This is a genomic window from Oscillatoria nigro-viridis PCC 7112 (assembly GCF_000317475.1).
In the GTDB taxonomy this organism is placed as follows: Bacteria; Cyanobacteriota; Cyanobacteriia; order Cyanobacteriales; family Microcoleaceae; genus Microcoleus; species Microcoleus nigroviridis.
This window is the reverse complement of record NC_019729.1, coordinates 4,338,239-4,353,810: the sequence shown is the minus strand read 5'-3', so window position 1 is coordinate 4,353,810 and position 15,572 is coordinate 4,338,239. Positions and strand designations below refer to the sequence as shown.

At 46.7% G+C, this 15,572-nt stretch carries 17 protein-coding genes; 11 read left to right on the top strand and 6 right to left on the bottom strand.

All coding sequences use genetic code 11. The features are described from left to right. Window positions 1-128 precede the first annotated feature (128 nt). The 4 genes from OSC7112_RS18315 to OSC7112_RS18300 all read left to right on the top strand — a co-directional run bounded on the left by OSC7112_RS18315 (window position 129) and on the right by OSC7112_RS18300 (window position 2,847). Window positions 129-1,001: a ParA family protein gene (locus OSC7112_RS18315; protein WP_015177295.1), complete on the top strand. Its 873-nt coding sequence runs from the start codon at window positions 129-131 to the stop codon at window positions 999-1,001. Further along, window positions 998-1,441, top strand: coding sequence for a hypothetical protein (locus OSC7112_RS18310; RefSeq protein ID WP_015177294.1), 444 nt, complete (start codon window positions 998-1,000; stop codon window positions 1,439-1,441). Before OSC7112_RS18315 ends, OSC7112_RS18310 begins: the two co-directional genes overlap by 4 nt. A 143-nt stretch (window positions 1,442-1,584) precedes the next feature. Continuing rightward, window positions 1,585-1,824, top strand: coding sequence for a hypothetical protein (locus OSC7112_RS18305; protein WP_150111557.1), 240 nt, complete (start codon window positions 1,585-1,587; stop codon window positions 1,822-1,824). Between the two features lie 258 nt (window positions 1,825-2,082). Then, window positions 2,083-2,847, top strand: coding sequence for a TolB family protein (locus tag OSC7112_RS18300; protein WP_015177292.1), 765 nt, complete (start codon window positions 2,083-2,085; stop codon window positions 2,845-2,847). 141 nt (window positions 2,848-2,988) lie between these two features. Here OSC7112_RS18300 and hpsL read toward each other — a convergent pair whose 3' ends face one another. Further along, window positions 2,989-4,653 carry a hormogonium polysaccharide biosynthesis protein HpsL gene (hpsL, locus tag OSC7112_RS18295; RefSeq protein ID WP_015177291.1) on the bottom strand — a complete coding sequence of 555 codons (1,665 nt, stop codon included), beginning with the start codon at window positions 4,651-4,653 and terminating at the stop codon, window positions 2,989-2,991. Between the two features lie 502 nt (window positions 4,654-5,155). On the opposite strand from hpsL, the gene OSC7112_RS18290 reads away from it, so the two are divergent. Then, window positions 5,156-5,857, top strand: a complete 702-nt coding sequence (locus tag OSC7112_RS18290; RefSeq protein WP_223300640.1) for an alpha/beta hydrolase — start codon at window positions 5,156-5,158, stop codon at window positions 5,855-5,857. Window positions 5,858-5,994: 137 nt separating this feature from the next. On the opposite strand, the gene OSC7112_RS18285 is transcribed toward OSC7112_RS18290, so the two are convergent. The 4 genes from OSC7112_RS18285 to OSC7112_RS39900 all read right to left on the bottom strand — a co-directional run bounded on the left by OSC7112_RS18285 (window position 5,995) and on the right by OSC7112_RS39900 (window position 10,234). Continuing rightward, window positions 5,995-6,891 carry a succinate--CoA ligase subunit alpha gene (locus OSC7112_RS18285; RefSeq protein WP_015177289.1) on the bottom strand — a complete coding sequence of 299 codons (897 nt, stop codon included), beginning with the start codon at window positions 6,889-6,891 and terminating at the stop codon, window positions 5,995-5,997. 83 nt (window positions 6,892-6,974) lie between these two features. Next, entirely contained in the window at window positions 6,975-8,204 is a 1,230-nt protein-coding gene (locus OSC7112_RS18280) for an ATP-grasp domain-containing protein (protein WP_015177288.1), read from the bottom strand. A 336-nt stretch (window positions 8,205-8,540) separates the two neighbouring features. Next, window positions 8,541-10,058, bottom strand: coding sequence for a glycosyltransferase family 2 protein (locus tag OSC7112_RS18270; RefSeq protein WP_015177287.1), 1,518 nt, complete (start codon window positions 10,056-10,058; stop codon window positions 8,541-8,543). 35 nt (window positions 10,059-10,093) lie between these two features. Further along, on the bottom strand, window positions 10,094-10,234 hold the full coding sequence (locus OSC7112_RS39900; RefSeq protein ID WP_190274231.1) for a hypothetical protein: 141 nt from the start codon (window positions 10,232-10,234) through the stop codon (window positions 10,094-10,096). 202 nt (window positions 10,235-10,436) lie between these two features. On the opposite strand from OSC7112_RS39900, the gene ebsA reads away from it, so the two are divergent. Then, the gene (gene ebsA, locus OSC7112_RS18265; RefSeq protein ID WP_006634686.1) at window positions 10,437-10,811 is read left to right on the top strand and encodes a type IV pilus biogenesis protein EbsA; all 375 of its coding nucleotides are present in this window, start codon (window positions 10,437-10,439) and stop codon (window positions 10,809-10,811) included. Between the two features lie 503 nt (window positions 10,812-11,314). Here the strand turns inward: ebsA and OSC7112_RS39895 are convergent. Next, complete coding sequence (locus tag OSC7112_RS39895) at window positions 11,315-11,593, bottom strand: hypothetical protein (protein ID WP_041622608.1); 279 nt, start codon at window positions 11,591-11,593, stop codon at window positions 11,315-11,317. An 848-nt stretch (window positions 11,594-12,441) separates the two neighbouring features. On the opposite strand from OSC7112_RS39895, the gene OSC7112_RS18255 reads away from it, so the two are divergent. From OSC7112_RS18255 to OSC7112_RS41825, 5 genes are all read left to right on the top strand, one after another. Beyond that, window positions 12,442-13,539: a phosphotransacetylase family protein gene (locus OSC7112_RS18255; RefSeq protein ID WP_015177285.1), complete on the top strand. Its 1,098-nt coding sequence runs from the start codon at window positions 12,442-12,444 to the stop codon at window positions 13,537-13,539. 277 nt (window positions 13,540-13,816) lie between these two features. Further along, the gene (locus tag OSC7112_RS18250) at window positions 13,817-14,320 is read left to right on the top strand and encodes a hypothetical protein (protein WP_039887610.1); all 504 of its coding nucleotides are present in this window, start codon (window positions 13,817-13,819) and stop codon (window positions 14,318-14,320) included. 15 nt (window positions 14,321-14,335) lie between these two features. Next, window positions 14,336-14,752 carry an MAPEG family protein gene (locus OSC7112_RS18245; RefSeq protein WP_015177283.1) on the top strand — a complete coding sequence of 139 codons (417 nt, stop codon included), beginning with the start codon at window positions 14,336-14,338 and terminating at the stop codon, window positions 14,750-14,752. A 101-nt stretch (window positions 14,753-14,853) separates the two neighbouring features. After that, window positions 14,854-15,345: a YajQ family cyclic di-GMP-binding protein gene (locus OSC7112_RS18240; RefSeq protein ID WP_041623247.1), complete on the top strand. Its 492-nt coding sequence runs from the start codon at window positions 14,854-14,856 to the stop codon at window positions 15,343-15,345. Window positions 15,346-15,349: 4 nt separating this feature from the next. Further along, the gene (locus OSC7112_RS41825) at window positions 15,350-15,472 is read left to right on the top strand and encodes a hypothetical protein (protein WP_263053531.1); all 123 of its coding nucleotides are present in this window, start codon (window positions 15,350-15,352) and stop codon (window positions 15,470-15,472) included. The last annotated feature ends 100 nt before the right edge of the window (window positions 15,473-15,572 follow it).

Genomic DNA, 15,572 nt, shown 5'->3' with positions numbered 1-15,572 from the left:
ATTTCTCTATCATAGTCTGCCTTTTATGTCAATCAACACATCGGGCTTCTCACGGGCGATCGCGCGATCGACTAACCGCCACAATATGTTTTAATTTATATTTGAGCAAAATCCAAACAAAGCCAGCCATGAGTCCTAAATCAATAGCCGTAATCAACTTCAAAGGCGGTGTCGGAAAGACTACCGTCACTTGGAGTCTGGGAAATATTATATCCCAAGGAACAGACCGAGAAGTCTTGATGTTAGACTTAGATCCGCAAATGTCGCTCACAGAGGCGATCGGACTTAACGAAAATACAGGTCATTTAGATGACAAATTTGGTAAGTGGTACGAAAAATCTCTCAAGCACAGACTCACAATTTACGACGCTCTAGAAGTCTTTAAAAAAGCCGGACAGAATTTTAAATTTCCCGTTGGTTTCGACACCATTTATCAGATTGACGAACAGTTGCATTTTGTCCCTTCTGTTGAAGAATTGTATTGGTTGGATATCGATGGCTTTGAGGGAAAAAGTGTTAAAGACTTCATCCGCAGATTCATCGGCAAAATCGCCAACTCTGCCAATCTCCCCAAATACGACTTGATGCTTTTTGACTGTTCGCCTTCCTTCAGTCTCCTCACCTACAGCGTACTCTCTTGCTGCGACTTAATATTGATTCCCGTCAATCCCGATTATTTTGGTTCTAGGGGATTGAGTTTAGTTTTAAACTCGCTCCAGAAACGGATTGAGCCTTATCCGTTTCCTAAGATAGCAGTCTTTATGAATAAAGCTAAAATTTATGGAGGATTGCTGACAAATGAAGTTCAGTTTTACATGAGAGAAGTAAAGAGACTTTGCGATGAGATATCAAAAGATAATAACATAGAAGTTAGATTTTTAGAATCGACGATTCGGGAAAGCGTCGGGCTAAAACGGGCGATTAATGAAGGAGAACTGCCGCGAGAATTAGTTAGAGAATTTGAAAAACTATGGCGCGAGTGTGAGGAGTATCTGAAATGAGTAAAAAAGAAATTTTGGCTGCTTCAGAACAAGAAAGTGGGGGGTTAGTTGAGGAAATTGGTGAACTTAAGGAAATCTTGCGGGACGTTGCTCGAAAATTAACCCGGCTTGAGACTCAAGTCAAGCGGGGAGGGCTTTCTGCTTCAAAAAATTCGGATATTTCCACTGGTGCTGATGTTAATAAGACTGCTAATTTATCGGCGAGAAATGTTCTAGAAGTTTATGAAGAACTGCGTTTACAAGCTAAGAATGGTAATGAAGAAGAGGTGAGGCAAAAATTGTTGGCAATGAGTGCAACTGACTTGAACTTGATGTGTTGCGAGTTAGGGATGCCACCCAGCAGCAAGAATCCGTCCCGCAAAAAAATGTTCGAGCTAATTATTGGCAGAATTAAACAGAGTTTGAGGCTGTCGCGACATATAGACAGACAAACACTTTGAATCGGGCAAACAGCGAATTGGGCATGGGTAATAGCTTGGAGTTAGAATTTGCCAGATCCCCGCAGGACTTTAAGAAGTGGGAGATATGAGGACTGAAGACTGTGAAAATTTAAAAGTAAGGAGATGATATTGACAAAATGCTTTTGAATAAATTATGGCGACTTAGTTCGATCGTCCTCATCTCCCTAACACTCTTAATCAGCTTGTTTTTGAGCCTTCAGGGCCCCGGAACGCCCGCAGCCCAAAAACCAAGGATACTAGCGTTTACCGCCCTCCAAAGGCGCGGCAGTGAGGTGAAAAACAATTTATTTGCCATCAATGCTACCAGTTGGGTTCGCCGCGAACTTGCACCCAATATAGATGTTAGCCCTACCCTAGTGTAGTCGCCCAACGGCCAGCGGCTGGCTTTCGTTAGCGGAGACACCGACATCTACACAGTCAATGCTGACGGTTCCCGACTAACTAAACAGTTTGCTGGGGATGCTTGCAAAGCAGCTAATTTTGAAATAGTTTGGTTTTCCAACAGTCAGAAACTTGTTTTTGCCCGTTCTTGCGACGGTTTTACCTCTGATACTCCCGGCAGTCAGTCACTTTATATAAGCGACATTTCTGGCATTAAAGGCACTAAATTAGTTAGGAATTTGGAAGTAGGAGGATATCCGTCTAAAACAGAAATTTCATCGGAATTTTACCTTTCGTCGGACGGTCAGCAGGTAGCATTTGTCAAGGATAAAAATATCTACAAAATGAATACCGACGGTTCGGGAATGACCAAACTAACTAAAAGTCCCGGTGAATATATATCTGGCGGCAGTCAGCTTGTTTGGTCGCCCGATCGCAGAAAAATTGCTTTCCTGTTCGGCGCTTATCCGAAACAGCAAATTTACACCATTAATGCCGATGGAACCAACCTCAAAAATTTGACCAACAACCCGCAACATGAGGTTTACAACGTCAAACTATTTTGGTCGCCCGACAGCAGCCGCATTGCTTACTATTACAATAAACCGGGCGATTCAGCAGGCGAACAGCAAGATATCTACCTGCTCGACATTAACCGGGGGACAAGCAACAACCTCACCCAAAAACCCAGAAAATACGACGAACTTTCCTGGTCGCCGGATGGCAAATTTATTGCCTTCGTCGCCGGAGAGTTAAACAATCAAAAACTCTACACAATCAATGCTGACGGGAACCAGCTAAATCAACTAGCTACCAGGCTAAAACCGTCGGGAATTTCAGAATTAGCTTGGTCTACTGACAGCCAGCAAATTGCTTTTATATTTAACGAAATCCCAGGAGACACAAGCAACTTGTATGTAATTAATCGGGACGGTTCGGCATTGACTAAATTGACCAACGACAAAGATTTGAATGCTAGCCATCCGGTTTGGCAACCGCAGTAAAGTTAAGAGCCAAAATATGCTGTAGGGGTGGATTTTAGCACAGATAAACCCAGAAGTGCGGGCTATTTTTGCATCGCCTTGGAGCGAAAGCGGGTTACTGAACAAGAAAGAATCAACCCAACTCACAACTCAAAAATCTTCTCAAATTGGGGAAGATGCAATGATTTTTTTCTCCTTTAATGCCTGGTGAACTTGCAATTCATTTGACTCAACTTCCTGGTGTTTTTCATCATGCACCTGTTTATCAATTTTGGGCAACTTTAAAATCGCCCCAGCTAAAACCCAATAATACACGGATACTGGATCTACATCCAGCGGATAATATTGAGTATTGATCGTAATAAATGCCACAAACACCCAAAAACTAGCTCCGTAACTCCGCAAACTTTTGTCTTTCACAGAACGGTAAGCTCTAAAAGTTAGAAAAGCCAAGTGTAAAACCATGATCTGAAAAGCAATCATTCCCGGATAACCGAGTTCGTAAATCAACTTAGGTTGGAAAGTTTCAATTAGCTGCGTGGCACCAAATATTCGCGTTGAATTAGTTGCTCGTCCCACACCTCTACCGAGAGGTCTGTCAATGATAAAATTGTGGCTTTGCTCGAACTGATTAAAGAGAAACTGCTGGGGCGGTGCAGCATTCCAGCGGTTAACAAAACTCTCCCACCGCTGCTCGATAATTCCCGGGTAAATAGCTGCACCGACAAACAGCAAAATCGCCAGTCCTGCACCGATGGGAATAAATCGTTTGAAATTAATTAATTGACCGGTGAGAACTAGCAGGATTGCTGTACCAAGGGGAACCATAACTAAAGCCGCTCTCTGACCGGAAATAACTGCATTGGCAAATACTAATGCCATGCCAAATAAACCGATAACTCGCCACCAGAATGAAGGGTCGCAAAAGGCAGAGGCAAAGGTTAAAAAAGCATTAGAAATTAAAAACCACGCCCACTGCCAAGGGGCGACAAAAGTTCCCGGCAAGCGGACAAACTTGACTTCTGGACTGAACACCAAAGAACCGCCGACAAAACATCTAGCTTGCAGCGTTGCTTTATATAATTCTGCTCCGGTCATTCCTCTGGTTCCCGCACACTTTCCACTTTGCAGCAACAGGTACTGAATCAAACCGAGAAGGCAGCAAACGATCGCCAAAACGATGTGCATTCGACTAAAAAATACTAAATCCTTCTTAGTGCGGAGCAGATAATAGGTACAAGCAATCAGCGGTATGTAACCTATCAATACTTTTAAGCCGAGAATTCCTTGCAGAATTGGTTTGTCGCCCTTCATAGGGTTGAGCTGCATCTCCCCGTTGACAAAAATTAAAGTCAGCATTGCCATCATCAACAGGATGCTGAAGGTAGAAAGCATTTGTTTGGGAATGAACAGGGGCAACTGTTTCTTTTTGCAGCTTTGAATTAGGGCGATGAGGGCTGGTATGTAGAAAGCATCTTTGGCTACTTGAAATGCAGCATTACCGCCGCCAATTGCGTAGGTAATTGTACCACTGAAAGGCAGGTAAATTAGAAAAGCCCACAAAGCTTGACGGGGGTATTTGTAGGAAAGCAGCAAGATGGCTGCGGCTGCGCCTCCTGCAATAGCAATCTTAGGGCGGGCTAGGAACAACAGGGGGATGCTGACAGCAACGCTAAGTAAGCAGCTTAGGGCGATCGCCTGCACCACTTCATTGCGCTTTTCTGAAATTTTGCGTTTTTGTGCAGCTACTTCTTTTTTGCTTAGCGCTGTTGTTTTTTCGCTGTGCTTGTGTTTGGATTTCTTGGATTTGCGCTTGGTTTTCAACATATAGCAGAAGGAAGTTCGGCAACGAGCAATGTACGGGATGTAACGGATGTCAGGAAGTTCGGCAACGGATTCTCTAACGGATGTAACGGATGTCAGGAAGAAGGAGGGAAGAAGGAGGGAAGAAGGAAGAGGGATTTAGTTGCCTAAGAGAGAAAGAAGAAGCAATCTATCCCTTATGTTTGTGGAATTAAGAACGTCCTCCCGTGAGGGCAGTTCCTATAATTTTTATAAGGCACTTATGTAGAAGGCGGAAGACACTCTGATATAGAAGGCTGGAGATTTAGAAGGTAGAAGGCAGAAGGAATAGAAGCGAAAAGATTTCGGTAGATGTGGTTACTTATTCTTAAAGTCACGATCGACAAAAAGTCTCGGTCGAGATTGTCGGTGTGACGCGGGCATAAATTAGACTGGCGACCTTGTAGAATATAACTGCTGCATCTATACTGTACAATGTACAAAAATGTACAAATCTCGAAAAAATAATTTTAATGTAGCGGTGAATATGAAATTAACAAAATTTGTATCGATCGGCATTGCCCTAGTTTTAGGAGCAAGCGGGAGCATCTTATCTAGCAGCAGTAGAGCATTAGGGGCCGAAAAAGTTGTCCTCACATTTGGCCCGATCAGACAAGCCATCAAGATCGGCGACTTAGAAGACTTTGCTAAAAACGGCACGACGACGCCAACCCTCCAACAAATTATCCGGTTCTCCAAAATGGACGCGCAAATACTGCGGGGGTTCATGGGTTTAGAAATTGGTTTAAAGCCTGCTAATCTGGCCAGGGTAGTTTACAGCACCCCAGGAGAAAAAATCACTGACGACATCGGTCAAGCAATTCGGACTCAGCGCCGCACAGAAAGCGGAAAAGCTTTGCGGGCAGCGGTGATCCTAGCATCCGGGGACGACGGTAAGGTATCGCTGCTGGAAATTCTGAAAAAGTATCCTCTCAACGAGGTTTACGTAGATGTTGCCAGCCTTCGCACCGCTGTTGGGAAAGTTCAGAGTATAGCCGGAACTCTGCAAAGCCTGCTTCAAGATGTGACACGATCGACAAATCGCACAACTGAAACAACTCGCACCGAAAGTCCGATCGAACCTCGCCGCAGCGTGCAGCCCACAACTCCGCCTCCCGCGCCGCGCCGCGCCGCCCCCTTGCCAGCACCCGCACCGCAGCCTGTGACGCCGGTCAGAGGGCTTTGGTAAAAAAATCATAAATGTGTCCTAGGGGCGGGTTGAAGCGGCTGTTGTGGTCTTCTGGAGACACTTTTGAGACCCAACCCGCCCTACCCCTATCCCAACCCCCAAGAGGGTTACGACTTTTGCGAAAACTCCCAAAGCAATCAATTTTTCTTTAGCAATTTTTTGAGCAACTTAGGAATCTCTGAAGGTCTAGCCGCCACAGGTATGTCCGCGTCTTCAAAGGCAGCCATTTTGTTTGGGGCCGTAACTCCAAAGGCTTTCTGGGCAGCGGCCCGAGAACTGATCAGGATGCCGGCGTGGCCCAAAGACGGCCCCTTGGGAGCGTAGCGGCCGGCCAGATAAGCAACCACGGGTTTGTCGATCGCCGAGGCGATGTAAGAAGCAGCGGCTTGTTCGCTCCACCCGCCAACTTCCCCCACCAAAACCATCGCTTCGGTACTGTCGTCTTCGTCCAAAATTTGCAGCCACTGCATAAAAGAAGAACCGACAATCGCGTCGCAGCCAATACAAACCGCCATCGACTGTCCCAACCCAGCCTCCGTCAGTTCTAGGGCAACTTCGTAAGTCAAAGTGCTGCTGCGGCTGATTACTCCCACCGGGCCGGGAGTGTAAAATTCCTTGGGGTGAGTTCCCAGCAGCACTTTGTCGGGCACAATAATCCCCGGACTGTTGGGCCCGATTACCAAAGTTTCGGTGGCTTCTGCTTTTCTGACTAAGTGCACCATATCCAGAGGAGGCACTCCGCCAGTAACGATCGCGATTTGCCGAATTCCTCCGGCGATCGCTTCTAGAGCCGCATCCAGCACCGAGTAAGCGTCTACCAAAATTACCGCAGTGTCAACGTGACCCACTGCCGCGACTGCTTGTTCTACCAAATCAAAAATCGGAATTCCCTCCACTTCCAGCCCCCCCCGACCGGGACTAACACCGGCGACTACATTCGTGCCGTATGCTTTCATCATCAGGGCGGCGCGGGTGGACGCGGGAGATTCTGTAATGCCCTGTACTAGGACTTTGCTTTCAGGAGTTAAATTCATTTTTTCCCACTTGACACTCGATCTGTAAAAAGCAGAAGGCCTTCATGTGTACAGAAATCTCGTTTTTTGCCGATCGACTGCCGCTACTTGGCGGAGGATACAGAAGCGGCCGCGGCCTCATCCAAAGTGCTAGCTAGCTGCACCGGCAACTGTCCCAAACGCTTTTTAACAGCATCAGCATCGAGCTCTACCAGCCTCAGCACAACCTGGATGTGGCGGTTAGCGCGAGCTTTCCGTTCCAAATAGCCGGCTACTGCAGCGATTATTTCCTCCGTCTTGGAGGCGCTGCCCAAAATATTTACAAGTATCACCTTAACGCTTTTATCCTGAGCGACTAACTCCAGACCCAAATCCACGCGATCGCGCAGGGCATTTGCTGCATAGTAGCGGTCTAGGGAACCAATATTCACAAAATTAGCTGGTTTTCCTCCTTGGTGAGTTACAGCATCTAGAGTTGCCATTGTCAGCCCCACTCCGTTGCACAAAATCGCGATAGTCCCGTCTAGTTCTATTAATTGCAGGGATTCGGAATTCGAGATTGGGGATTTAGATTTGGGGTCAAACTCCGGCGACTGCTGAACCTTGGACTGGGAATGGGGGCGATCGCCAGAGGCATAGGGACTTCTTCTTTCCCGTGCCAACCCGCTGCTTTGCCTCTTCCCCGATAGTGCGGCCAAATCTGGATGCCGCCCCAAGGCATCGTCGTTGGCGGTGACTTTACCGTCTAAAGCCATTACCTCTCCCGTCGGACTGATGCCGAGAGGATTGATTTCTACTAAATCTAAATCTTTTTCGACAAACAGCCGGTACATTTTTTCGACAATGGTGCTCACCGATTGAATCAAGTCTCCCTGCAATCCCATTTTCAGCGTGAGACGCCTCGCGTAGAATGGGGAAAATTCTTGATCTACGGCAACTTGCTGCATTTGCTCGATCGACCCTTCGACATCCATACCTCCTTGTCTCGAACCCAGAAGCACCGGGCGGCGCGCTACGGGGTCTAGGAGTACCGCTAAGTACAATTCTTGGTCGGCGTTGTACTTTGCTTCTGCCAGCAGGACTTGGGGATATTCCTCCTCGATCGGCAAATTAAAAATTGTTTGAGCGGCTGCTACTGCATCGATCGTATTTTCCACAAACTTGATACCGCCCGCCCTGCCCCGTCCCCCAGCCCGCACTTGCGATTTGAGTACAACGGGGTAAGGAATTTTCAGTCCTTTGAGGTCGGCGGGATTGTCAATCCGCTGCGACGGCAAAATCGGAATTGCCATCTGGCGAAATAAAGATTTAGCTTGGTACTCTAACAAATCCATTATCAATTACGGGTGACGGGTAGTTGGCAACAAGCAATTCGTCCTAATTGGCAATTCATAATTAATAGATAGTAATTGGTTTTTTGTCAAGTTAAAAGTTAAAAATTCTCGCTTTTATCTTTTAATTTTAGACTTTTGTATTGCCGATTACTTATTCGCTATTACCGCTCGCCGATTACCTATTACCTAAGCTGTTTCAAAGTGTTTTTTTCTCGGAATTGCCAAATTTTACTGTCGGCTCTGGCGGGGAGATATTTGGCGAGCGTTGGTGTTTTTTTGCCTCAGAAAATCTTCGGACGTTCGGCGATACTGTGCCGAGATCTTTCTGCGAATTGTTTACTTGATGCTATTAACAGCGCCTTGATGGACGGTTTTGACCCATTTGAGCCGCTTGGGCCGTACCGCAATCCGAGCCGTCACAGTCCCTACCAGCAGCCAGTGGAACATATACACAGTACCCCGCAGCGTTTGCAGCAAGGTGACAAAAACTCTTTTCAGGTCAAATTTGGTCTCTTTGCGAGTGCGGCGCAAACCGACAAACATTCCCACCACCGACAATGTAAGGGTCATAAAAGTTATGGGACTGGCGATCGGCATCCGGCGCAGCGCAATTGACATCACAAAGTCGGGTAGGGCTACTGTGGGCAAGAAATATTGAGATACCCAAAATCCAAATAAATCCCACGTTTTCCCAGTTCCCATGCGGTTCCGCAAAATTAGCCGCCAGTAGTCAAGATAACGCTGATAGCCACCTTCTGCCCAGCGATTGCGCTGATGCCACAGAGCGCGAGCGTTAGTGACTCCTTCTTCTGACACGGCTGGGAAAGCGAGAAATTCAATGTCCCATCGGTCTAGGTGCAGCCTGACAGTCAAATCCAGGTCGTCGGTAATCGTCTCCTCGTTCCAGCCTCCGCAGCTTTCCAAGGCGGTGCGGCGCATGAATTGGCCGTTACCGCGCAATTCTCCAATGCCGCCGATCGCAATCCGCTGCTGCTGGAAAAAACTGTCGAGAGCCATTTCTGCTTCTTGGCCGCGAGTCCAAAAATTTACCGAAGCATTGGCGATGGCTTTTCTGACTTGCACAGCGCCTACTTTTTCTCCCTGGAACACTGGCAGCACCCGGCGCAGCAAATCCGGCGTTACCGTCGCGTCGGCGTCAAATATTCCGACAAATTCCCCGCGAGTCAGAGGCAACACTTGATTCAGTGCTCCCGACTTGCCGCCGCTGGCATTTGCTCCTCTGCGAAATATTTTGAGCTGGGGGTACTTTTTGGTTAGCTGTTCCAATACAATCGGCGTGGCGTCGCTGCTGTGATCGTCGATCGCCCAAACTTCGTAGCGGTCGATCGGATAATCTACATTGCAGATGGATTCTACGAATCGGGCAATCACCGCTTCCTCATTTTTCGCTGCCACCAGCAGCGACACATAAGGCCAATCCTCTCGACTTTCATCGGCAAGAGGCGGCAGTGCGGGCTTGGGTTCCGCAAACAAAACTCGCAATGCTTGCATCCACAGCAGTCCCGTCAACCCCCACACTACCCACGCGCCCCAAGAAATCAAGTGCAGGGCGATCGTGCCTGCCCAAATCGCAGTCAGCACTGCGGCGGCTTTTCCCCGGCGTCCCCGGTACAGATTTTGAGGAAAAGAGGAAGTTCCCGGCACAGACACCGCAACCGGGAGCTCTGCTTTTGTTTCCGCGTCAAACACCCTGTCGCCAATGTCTGGTATAGCAAATACTTTGCTGAGCTTCGAGTTCGAGGTCAAACTCTTGAGCTCTTCTTGAGCTAAATCAGAGATGTCCAAGTTAAGCTCGCTGCGAGCGTCGTTTTCTGGCCAAGAACTCTCCTGCATAGGTTACTTGATTCAACCACCAATAGTTTTTGATTTTAGATATAAGCATCTACTGTATCAGTTTCTGGGCTTTTGTCGAAAGCGGACTGGAGGACAACCAGCGGGTTCGGTGCTTGTACGGCCCCGGTAAACGGACACTGCATAAAGTATTTGGCTTTACCCGCAAATGGATACAAGCCTCCAGACTTCAGTTGTTCGCCACCCCAAATTTTCTACTCCCCTTCTTGCTGGCAGATTCATCTTTTTTGCTGTCAATCTAAAATCTAAAATCTAAAATCTAAAATCGACTGACTTTTGCTTGCGATCGACCTGGAATATCTGCTAGTTTTTTCAGGGGATCTAAACTATCTGTTAGCAATAATTGTCTGAGGTGGAAATATGTCTATTCCTCAACTCAAGCCAGCCGATGACAAAGAAGTGAAAGTCTACGCGCCTTTCTGTCAAGAGCCCAGGCGCAAGTTTTTACCGCACGCTATTGGCCTGTACAAGCTCAAAAGCTTGGAGGGGGCAAGAAAAATTGACGGCGGGGAGAGCGTGCCGTTTGTCGCTAGTTGGAATATCTCGTCGCTGCCGATCGACTTAACCCGCTGTCGGGTGTTGTTTGACGGCAATGCTGAACTCAGCTACGAAGTGACTATGCAAAGCTCTGAGTTTGTTAGTTGCTTAATTGAGGTTCTCCTGACTTTTCAGCGAACTCGTACCGTCGATTTTTCTAAAACGTTTTACCGCAAGCTGATGCGAATGGATGAATAACTTTCACCGCAGCCGCACTCCCGAAAGTCCGCAATTGACAATCAAGCAATTTCATCCGGGGCCCCCGGATTGATGGGTGGAGCGAGAAAAAAGCTCCTCGCTCCCGATCGCCAGCCCCGGATTTATCAGTGGGGTTGCTTTCTTCAACCTAAAATCTAAAATCTAAAATCTAAAATCTAAAATCGATTGACGGGCGCTATAACTGCAGCACCGATAGTGTAAAGCCATGACGGCAACATTACATGATTGGTGCCCCCGTTCTATTGGAGAAGCGGAAAGAATAAGTGAGTTCTTAGATTATTCTCAATAATCCCTTTGGGGGTCAGCACTTATCCCCATTGCTAAAGTCAATCTACAGCAGTTTTCTGTTGAGCGTGATACAGATTTTGCCTAGGGACTCAGGCTTTGCCTGAGTCCCTACCTGTATTTCATCCAATTGACAACTGCTGTACTTTGTTGTGGAACAAGTCCAAAAGCCTATTTAGGACATTCGTGCTGTGCGATTACGCGCGTGCGAAGCTATCGCCGTTAGGCGAATCGCGCCGTCCGATTGCGTTCAAATTTTGCGACTCGGTAGCTGAGAGGAAAGGGCTGTAGATCCGCCCAAGGAAAATCAATCTACAGCCCTTGAACTGCGATCGGGCTAGCATCGCAATCAGCCTTTGGGCTGCCGAAATGCCAGCCCACGCCGCCAGAAAATTTATGTGTTTAGAAGCTAGAAGCCCGATTCTAAGCAGCTTATCGATCGCAGTGCCACCGAGATCGGTTTGAATGGGGAGCATCTCAATGAAAGCAGCCCTCCGCTAGAAATAGGAGTTAGGAGTCAGGAGTCAGAAGCCAGGAGAAAAGAGTCAGAAGTCAGAAGTCAGGAGCCAGAATCAGTGTTTTTACAAATATGAGATGCTCCCGTTTGAATGCGGGCGATCGCACTAATAATTAATAACTAATAATACATAAGCTGTTCTACATTTAAATTGTCTGTTAAAAAACAATTCTCCGTCTTGTGGGGTGGGCCTATGAGCCCGCGGAGAATATACAATTTAAATGCGCGACAGCTTATCGATTTTCAATTATATGCAAAAATGATGAGGCAAACACCGGGATTTATTCCTACAACATACCTGTATTATAGCAATTTTAAATTAGTCGTGAAAATCCCGCCCCCAACCCTCCCCGAACCCGCAGGGAGGGGGTAATAACTTCACAAATGATTGAGTAGAATTGCTATATACCAAACAAAAACTGCACCAAGGCCTATTAATAGGTGTTTCACAGTCAAATCACCCACTTATACGCTGTTATTTTTATTTTATACAAGTCGGTATTAATATATAAAATCGGGAACAAAAACGGCTAAAAATTTATAATTTAAATCGGTTTTTCAAGGAATACCGGGCGACAAATAAGTATCAAAAACTGCTGGGAAAACAAACAATTTAAAAACTGCTTTTCCAAAATTAAGTAAAAAAAAATGGGAAGAAAACGATTGCGAACAGGTTAATAAAAATTTTTCTCAAAAAAACAATCTGCCCAAAAGCGACAAAATCGAGTATAATAATATTGCCAAATTGAGTCGCAGTTCAGAAATACTGTAGAAAAAACTAAATTTATTGAAATAGACAGGTGCAAATTGAGGATTGAAGGCGTACCCAAATTGACTAAATATTTGCTGATCGGTTCCACAAAAGCTTACAGCGGCAAGTCTGCCATCGCCCTGGGGATGGCACTCGGACTCCGGGGAAAAGGACTGGCCGTCGCCTACGGCAAACCTCTGGGAACCTGTTTCAGCTCGCCAGGAGCTGGGATCGAGGACGAAGACGTGCGGTTCGCGGTAGAGACGCTGAAGCTCTCAGAAAGTCAGATGCCGTCAACACTGCTGTATTTGGATGAAGAGACGGTTCACAAGCGTTTGCGGGGAGAAGACAAGACAGATTACCGCCAGTCTTTAGCGCAATATTTGCAAGATCCCAGCGGAGACTTGGTGCTGTTAGAAGGCCCAGCTAATTTGGAGGAAGGCAGTCTGTTTGACTTGTCTTTGGCTCAAATCGCTGAGGCAGTTGATGCTTCTGTGCTGTTGGTAGCCCGCCCGATCGACCTGTATATAGACGATTTGCTGTCGGCTAAACAGCGTTTGGGTTCGCGCTTGGCTGGCGTGGTACTCAACGACGTTCCCTCGGGCAAACTCGAATCGGTAACGGCGACTGTGCGGCCTTTTCTGGAGGCTGCGGGTATTCCTGTTTTGGGAATGCTGCCGAGAAGTGCTTTGCTGCGGAGTGTCAGCGTCAAAGAATTGGTGCACCAATTGAAAGCTGATGTGCTCTGCCGTCGAGACCGTTTGGACTTGATGGTGGAAACCTTGACAATTGGCGCGATGAATGTTAGTTCTGCTCTGAAGTATTTCCGCAAAGCGAGAAATATGGCGGTGGTGACGGGGGGCGATCGCACGGACATTCAGCTAGCGGCTCTGGAGAGCTCGACTCAGTGCTTGATTTTGACAGGCCACTTGCCTCCTTCTCCCCTAGTAATTGGCAGGGCAGAAGAAATGGAAATTCCGGTTTTGTCGGTTGATTTGGATACCTTAACCACGGTAGAGATTATCGACAGCACCTTTGGCAACGTGCGCCTGCACGAACCGATCAAGGTGGAATGCGTTACTCAGCTAATGGCAGAACATTTTGACCTTGATGGCATGATGGCATCCTTGGGGCTGAGCGATCGAGTCCATTAAGAAGAGAGCCGGAGCTGAGGGAAGAAGGTATTCGGCAGAGAAAACTTTTTGTTTAAATAAATAAAAAGCCAAAATTCTTAAATTCTCAATTTTTCTTGAATTCTACCTTGAACTCCGGCTGGCGAATGTCTTCAGACATTCTGCCTTCTGGCTTCCTCAAATCTCCCGATCCTCTAGTCCGATCCGTAAATCAGCAATTCTTAACTTCTTTTTGGCGGCAATTGCTAGTGAGTCTGCTAAAATCCACAACGTAGTTTTATTTAATTTAATAAATTCTTTGAGTCAATCAATTGAGCTACCCAGAGTAGATGATTTTTTACAAGAACTTGCGGCGATCCAGCAAACCAGCTCCAAGCGGATTGCTCTTTTGGGTTCTCGCCACGTTCCTATTACCCACCAGCAGCTAATTGAGATGCTGAGCTACGCCATAGTTCTGGGAGGCAATCAGCTCATCACTTCTGGTGCTACAGGCACCAATTCAGCCGCAATTCGGGGGGCAATGCGAGCAGATCCTAATCTGCTGACGGTGATTTTGCCGCAAAGCATGAGCCGCCAGCCCCGGGAGTCTCGCGACCAACTCGAACAAGTGATACATTTGGTAGAAAATCCCAAAAATGACAGTTTGTCTCTCCCGGAAGCAAGCGCCATGTGCAATCAGGAGATTATTTCTCGCTGCCAGCAACTGATCTGTTTTGCTTTTCACGAAAGCCACACTTTACTGAAAACTTGCCAGGATGCGGAGGAACAGCGCAAGGTGGTTACTCTGTTCTATTTTGATTGAACTGCGAGGAGGATGATGCTGTTGGGATTGCCTGTGTCGGTTATTCTGCTTGATTGTATTGCTGCTGCTGCTGCGCTGGTTTACGCACCGTTTTTGGTGGTTGCGTTCGCCCGCTTGCAGCTAGGCTACGACCAAGCAGCCCCTCGCGCTATGTTTGATAGGTTGCCTGCTTACGCTCAGCGGGCAACTTGGGCTCACCAAAATTCGTTTGAGACGTTTATGCTGTTTTCAGCGGCGGCTTTGATGGCTTTTGTGACGGGGGTAGATTCAGAGGCGGCGGGCTGGGCTGCGATTGCTTTTACGATCGCCCGGTTGTTGTTTTCGGTTTTCTATATTCTGAATGTGCCGCTGGGGCGATCGCTCATGTTTGCGATTAGTTCTTCTTGCACTGTTTCTTTATTCTATTTCAGTTTAATGGCTGTTAATGGCTAATTGTTATTAGTCACTGGTCATTAGTCATTAGTCATTAGTTAAGAGACGCTTAATTAATGACTAATTATAACTACCAACTACCAATTACCAATTACTACCTTATGGCTGCTAGTTATTCCTTTGATGTTGTCAGCGAGTTCGACCGGCAAGAATTAGTTAACGCTGTTGACCAAACTGTGCGGGAAATTCAAAGCCGGTACGATTTGAAAGATACCAAAACTACGGTGGAATTGGGTGCAGAATCAATTACTGTCAATACGGACAGCGAATTTACTCTCGATGCAATTCACACTGTTTTGCAAACTAAAGCCGCCAAGCGGAATTTATCTTTGAAAATTTTTGATTACGGCAAAATTGAACCGGCTAGCGGCAGTCGCGTGCGTCAAGAAATTAAACTTAAAAAAGGGCTCACTCAAGAAATCGCGAAACAGATTACTAAGTTAATCCGCGATGAATTCAAAAAAATTCAAGGTTCGATTCAAGGCGATGCCGTGCGGGTTTCTGCTAAAGATAAAGATGATTTGCAGTTGGTGATTCAACGCTTGAAGCAAGAAGATTATCCGGTGGCTTTGCAGTTTACAAATTACAGGTAAATTTTTGAAAGCTAAGTATGGGATTCCCAGTTGTGCGATCGCCTCTTTGAGTGCGATAAAAATTGCGCTGCGCTGGCTGGGATTGGGAAATCTTGCTTTGTTGCAAGCTGATACTGATGCTGACTAGATATTTGCACCAAATCAACCTGTATATCGCTTTGGCAATAGACTTCAGTACAATCAGTTTTCTCAACGGTCTGAACAAATCGATTCAGCCAAGCCTGAAG

Coding starts and splice junctions, on each gene's coding strand:
- OSC7112_RS18315 (WP_015177295.1), top strand. CDS start 129: ATGAGTCCTAAATCAATAGCCGTAATCAACTTCAAAGGCGGTGTCGGA.
- OSC7112_RS18310 (WP_015177294.1), top strand. CDS start 998: ATGAGTAAAAAAGAAATTTTGGCTGCTTCAGAACAAGAAAGTGGGGGG.
- hpsL (WP_015177291.1), bottom strand. CDS start 4,653: ATGTTGAAAACCAAGCGCAAATCCAAGAAATCCAAACACAAGCACAGC.
- OSC7112_RS18290 (WP_223300640.1), top strand. CDS start 5,156: ATGAAATTAACAAAATTTGTATCGATCGGCATTGCCCTAGTTTTAGGA.
- OSC7112_RS18285 (WP_015177289.1), bottom strand. CDS start 6,891: ATGAATTTAACTCCTGAAAGCAAAGTCCTAGTACAGGGCATTACAGAA.
- OSC7112_RS18280 (WP_015177288.1), bottom strand. CDS start 8,204: ATGGATTTGTTAGAGTACCAAGCTAAATCTTTATTTCGCCAGATGGCA.
- OSC7112_RS18270 (WP_015177287.1), bottom strand. CDS start 10,058: ATGCAGGAGAGTTCTTGGCCAGAAAACGACGCTCGCAGCGAGCTTAAC.
- ebsA (WP_006634686.1), top strand. CDS start 10,437: ATGTCTATTCCTCAACTCAAGCCAGCCGATGACAAAGAAGTGAAAGTC.
- OSC7112_RS39895 (WP_041622608.1), bottom strand. CDS start 11,593: ATGCTCCCCATTCAAACCGATCTCGGTGGCACTGCGATCGATAAGCTG.
- OSC7112_RS18245 (WP_015177283.1), top strand. CDS start 14,336: ATGCTGTTGGGATTGCCTGTGTCGGTTATTCTGCTTGATTGTATTGCT.
- OSC7112_RS18240 (WP_041623247.1), top strand. CDS start 14,854: ATGGCTGCTAGTTATTCCTTTGATGTTGTCAGCGAGTTCGACCGGCAA.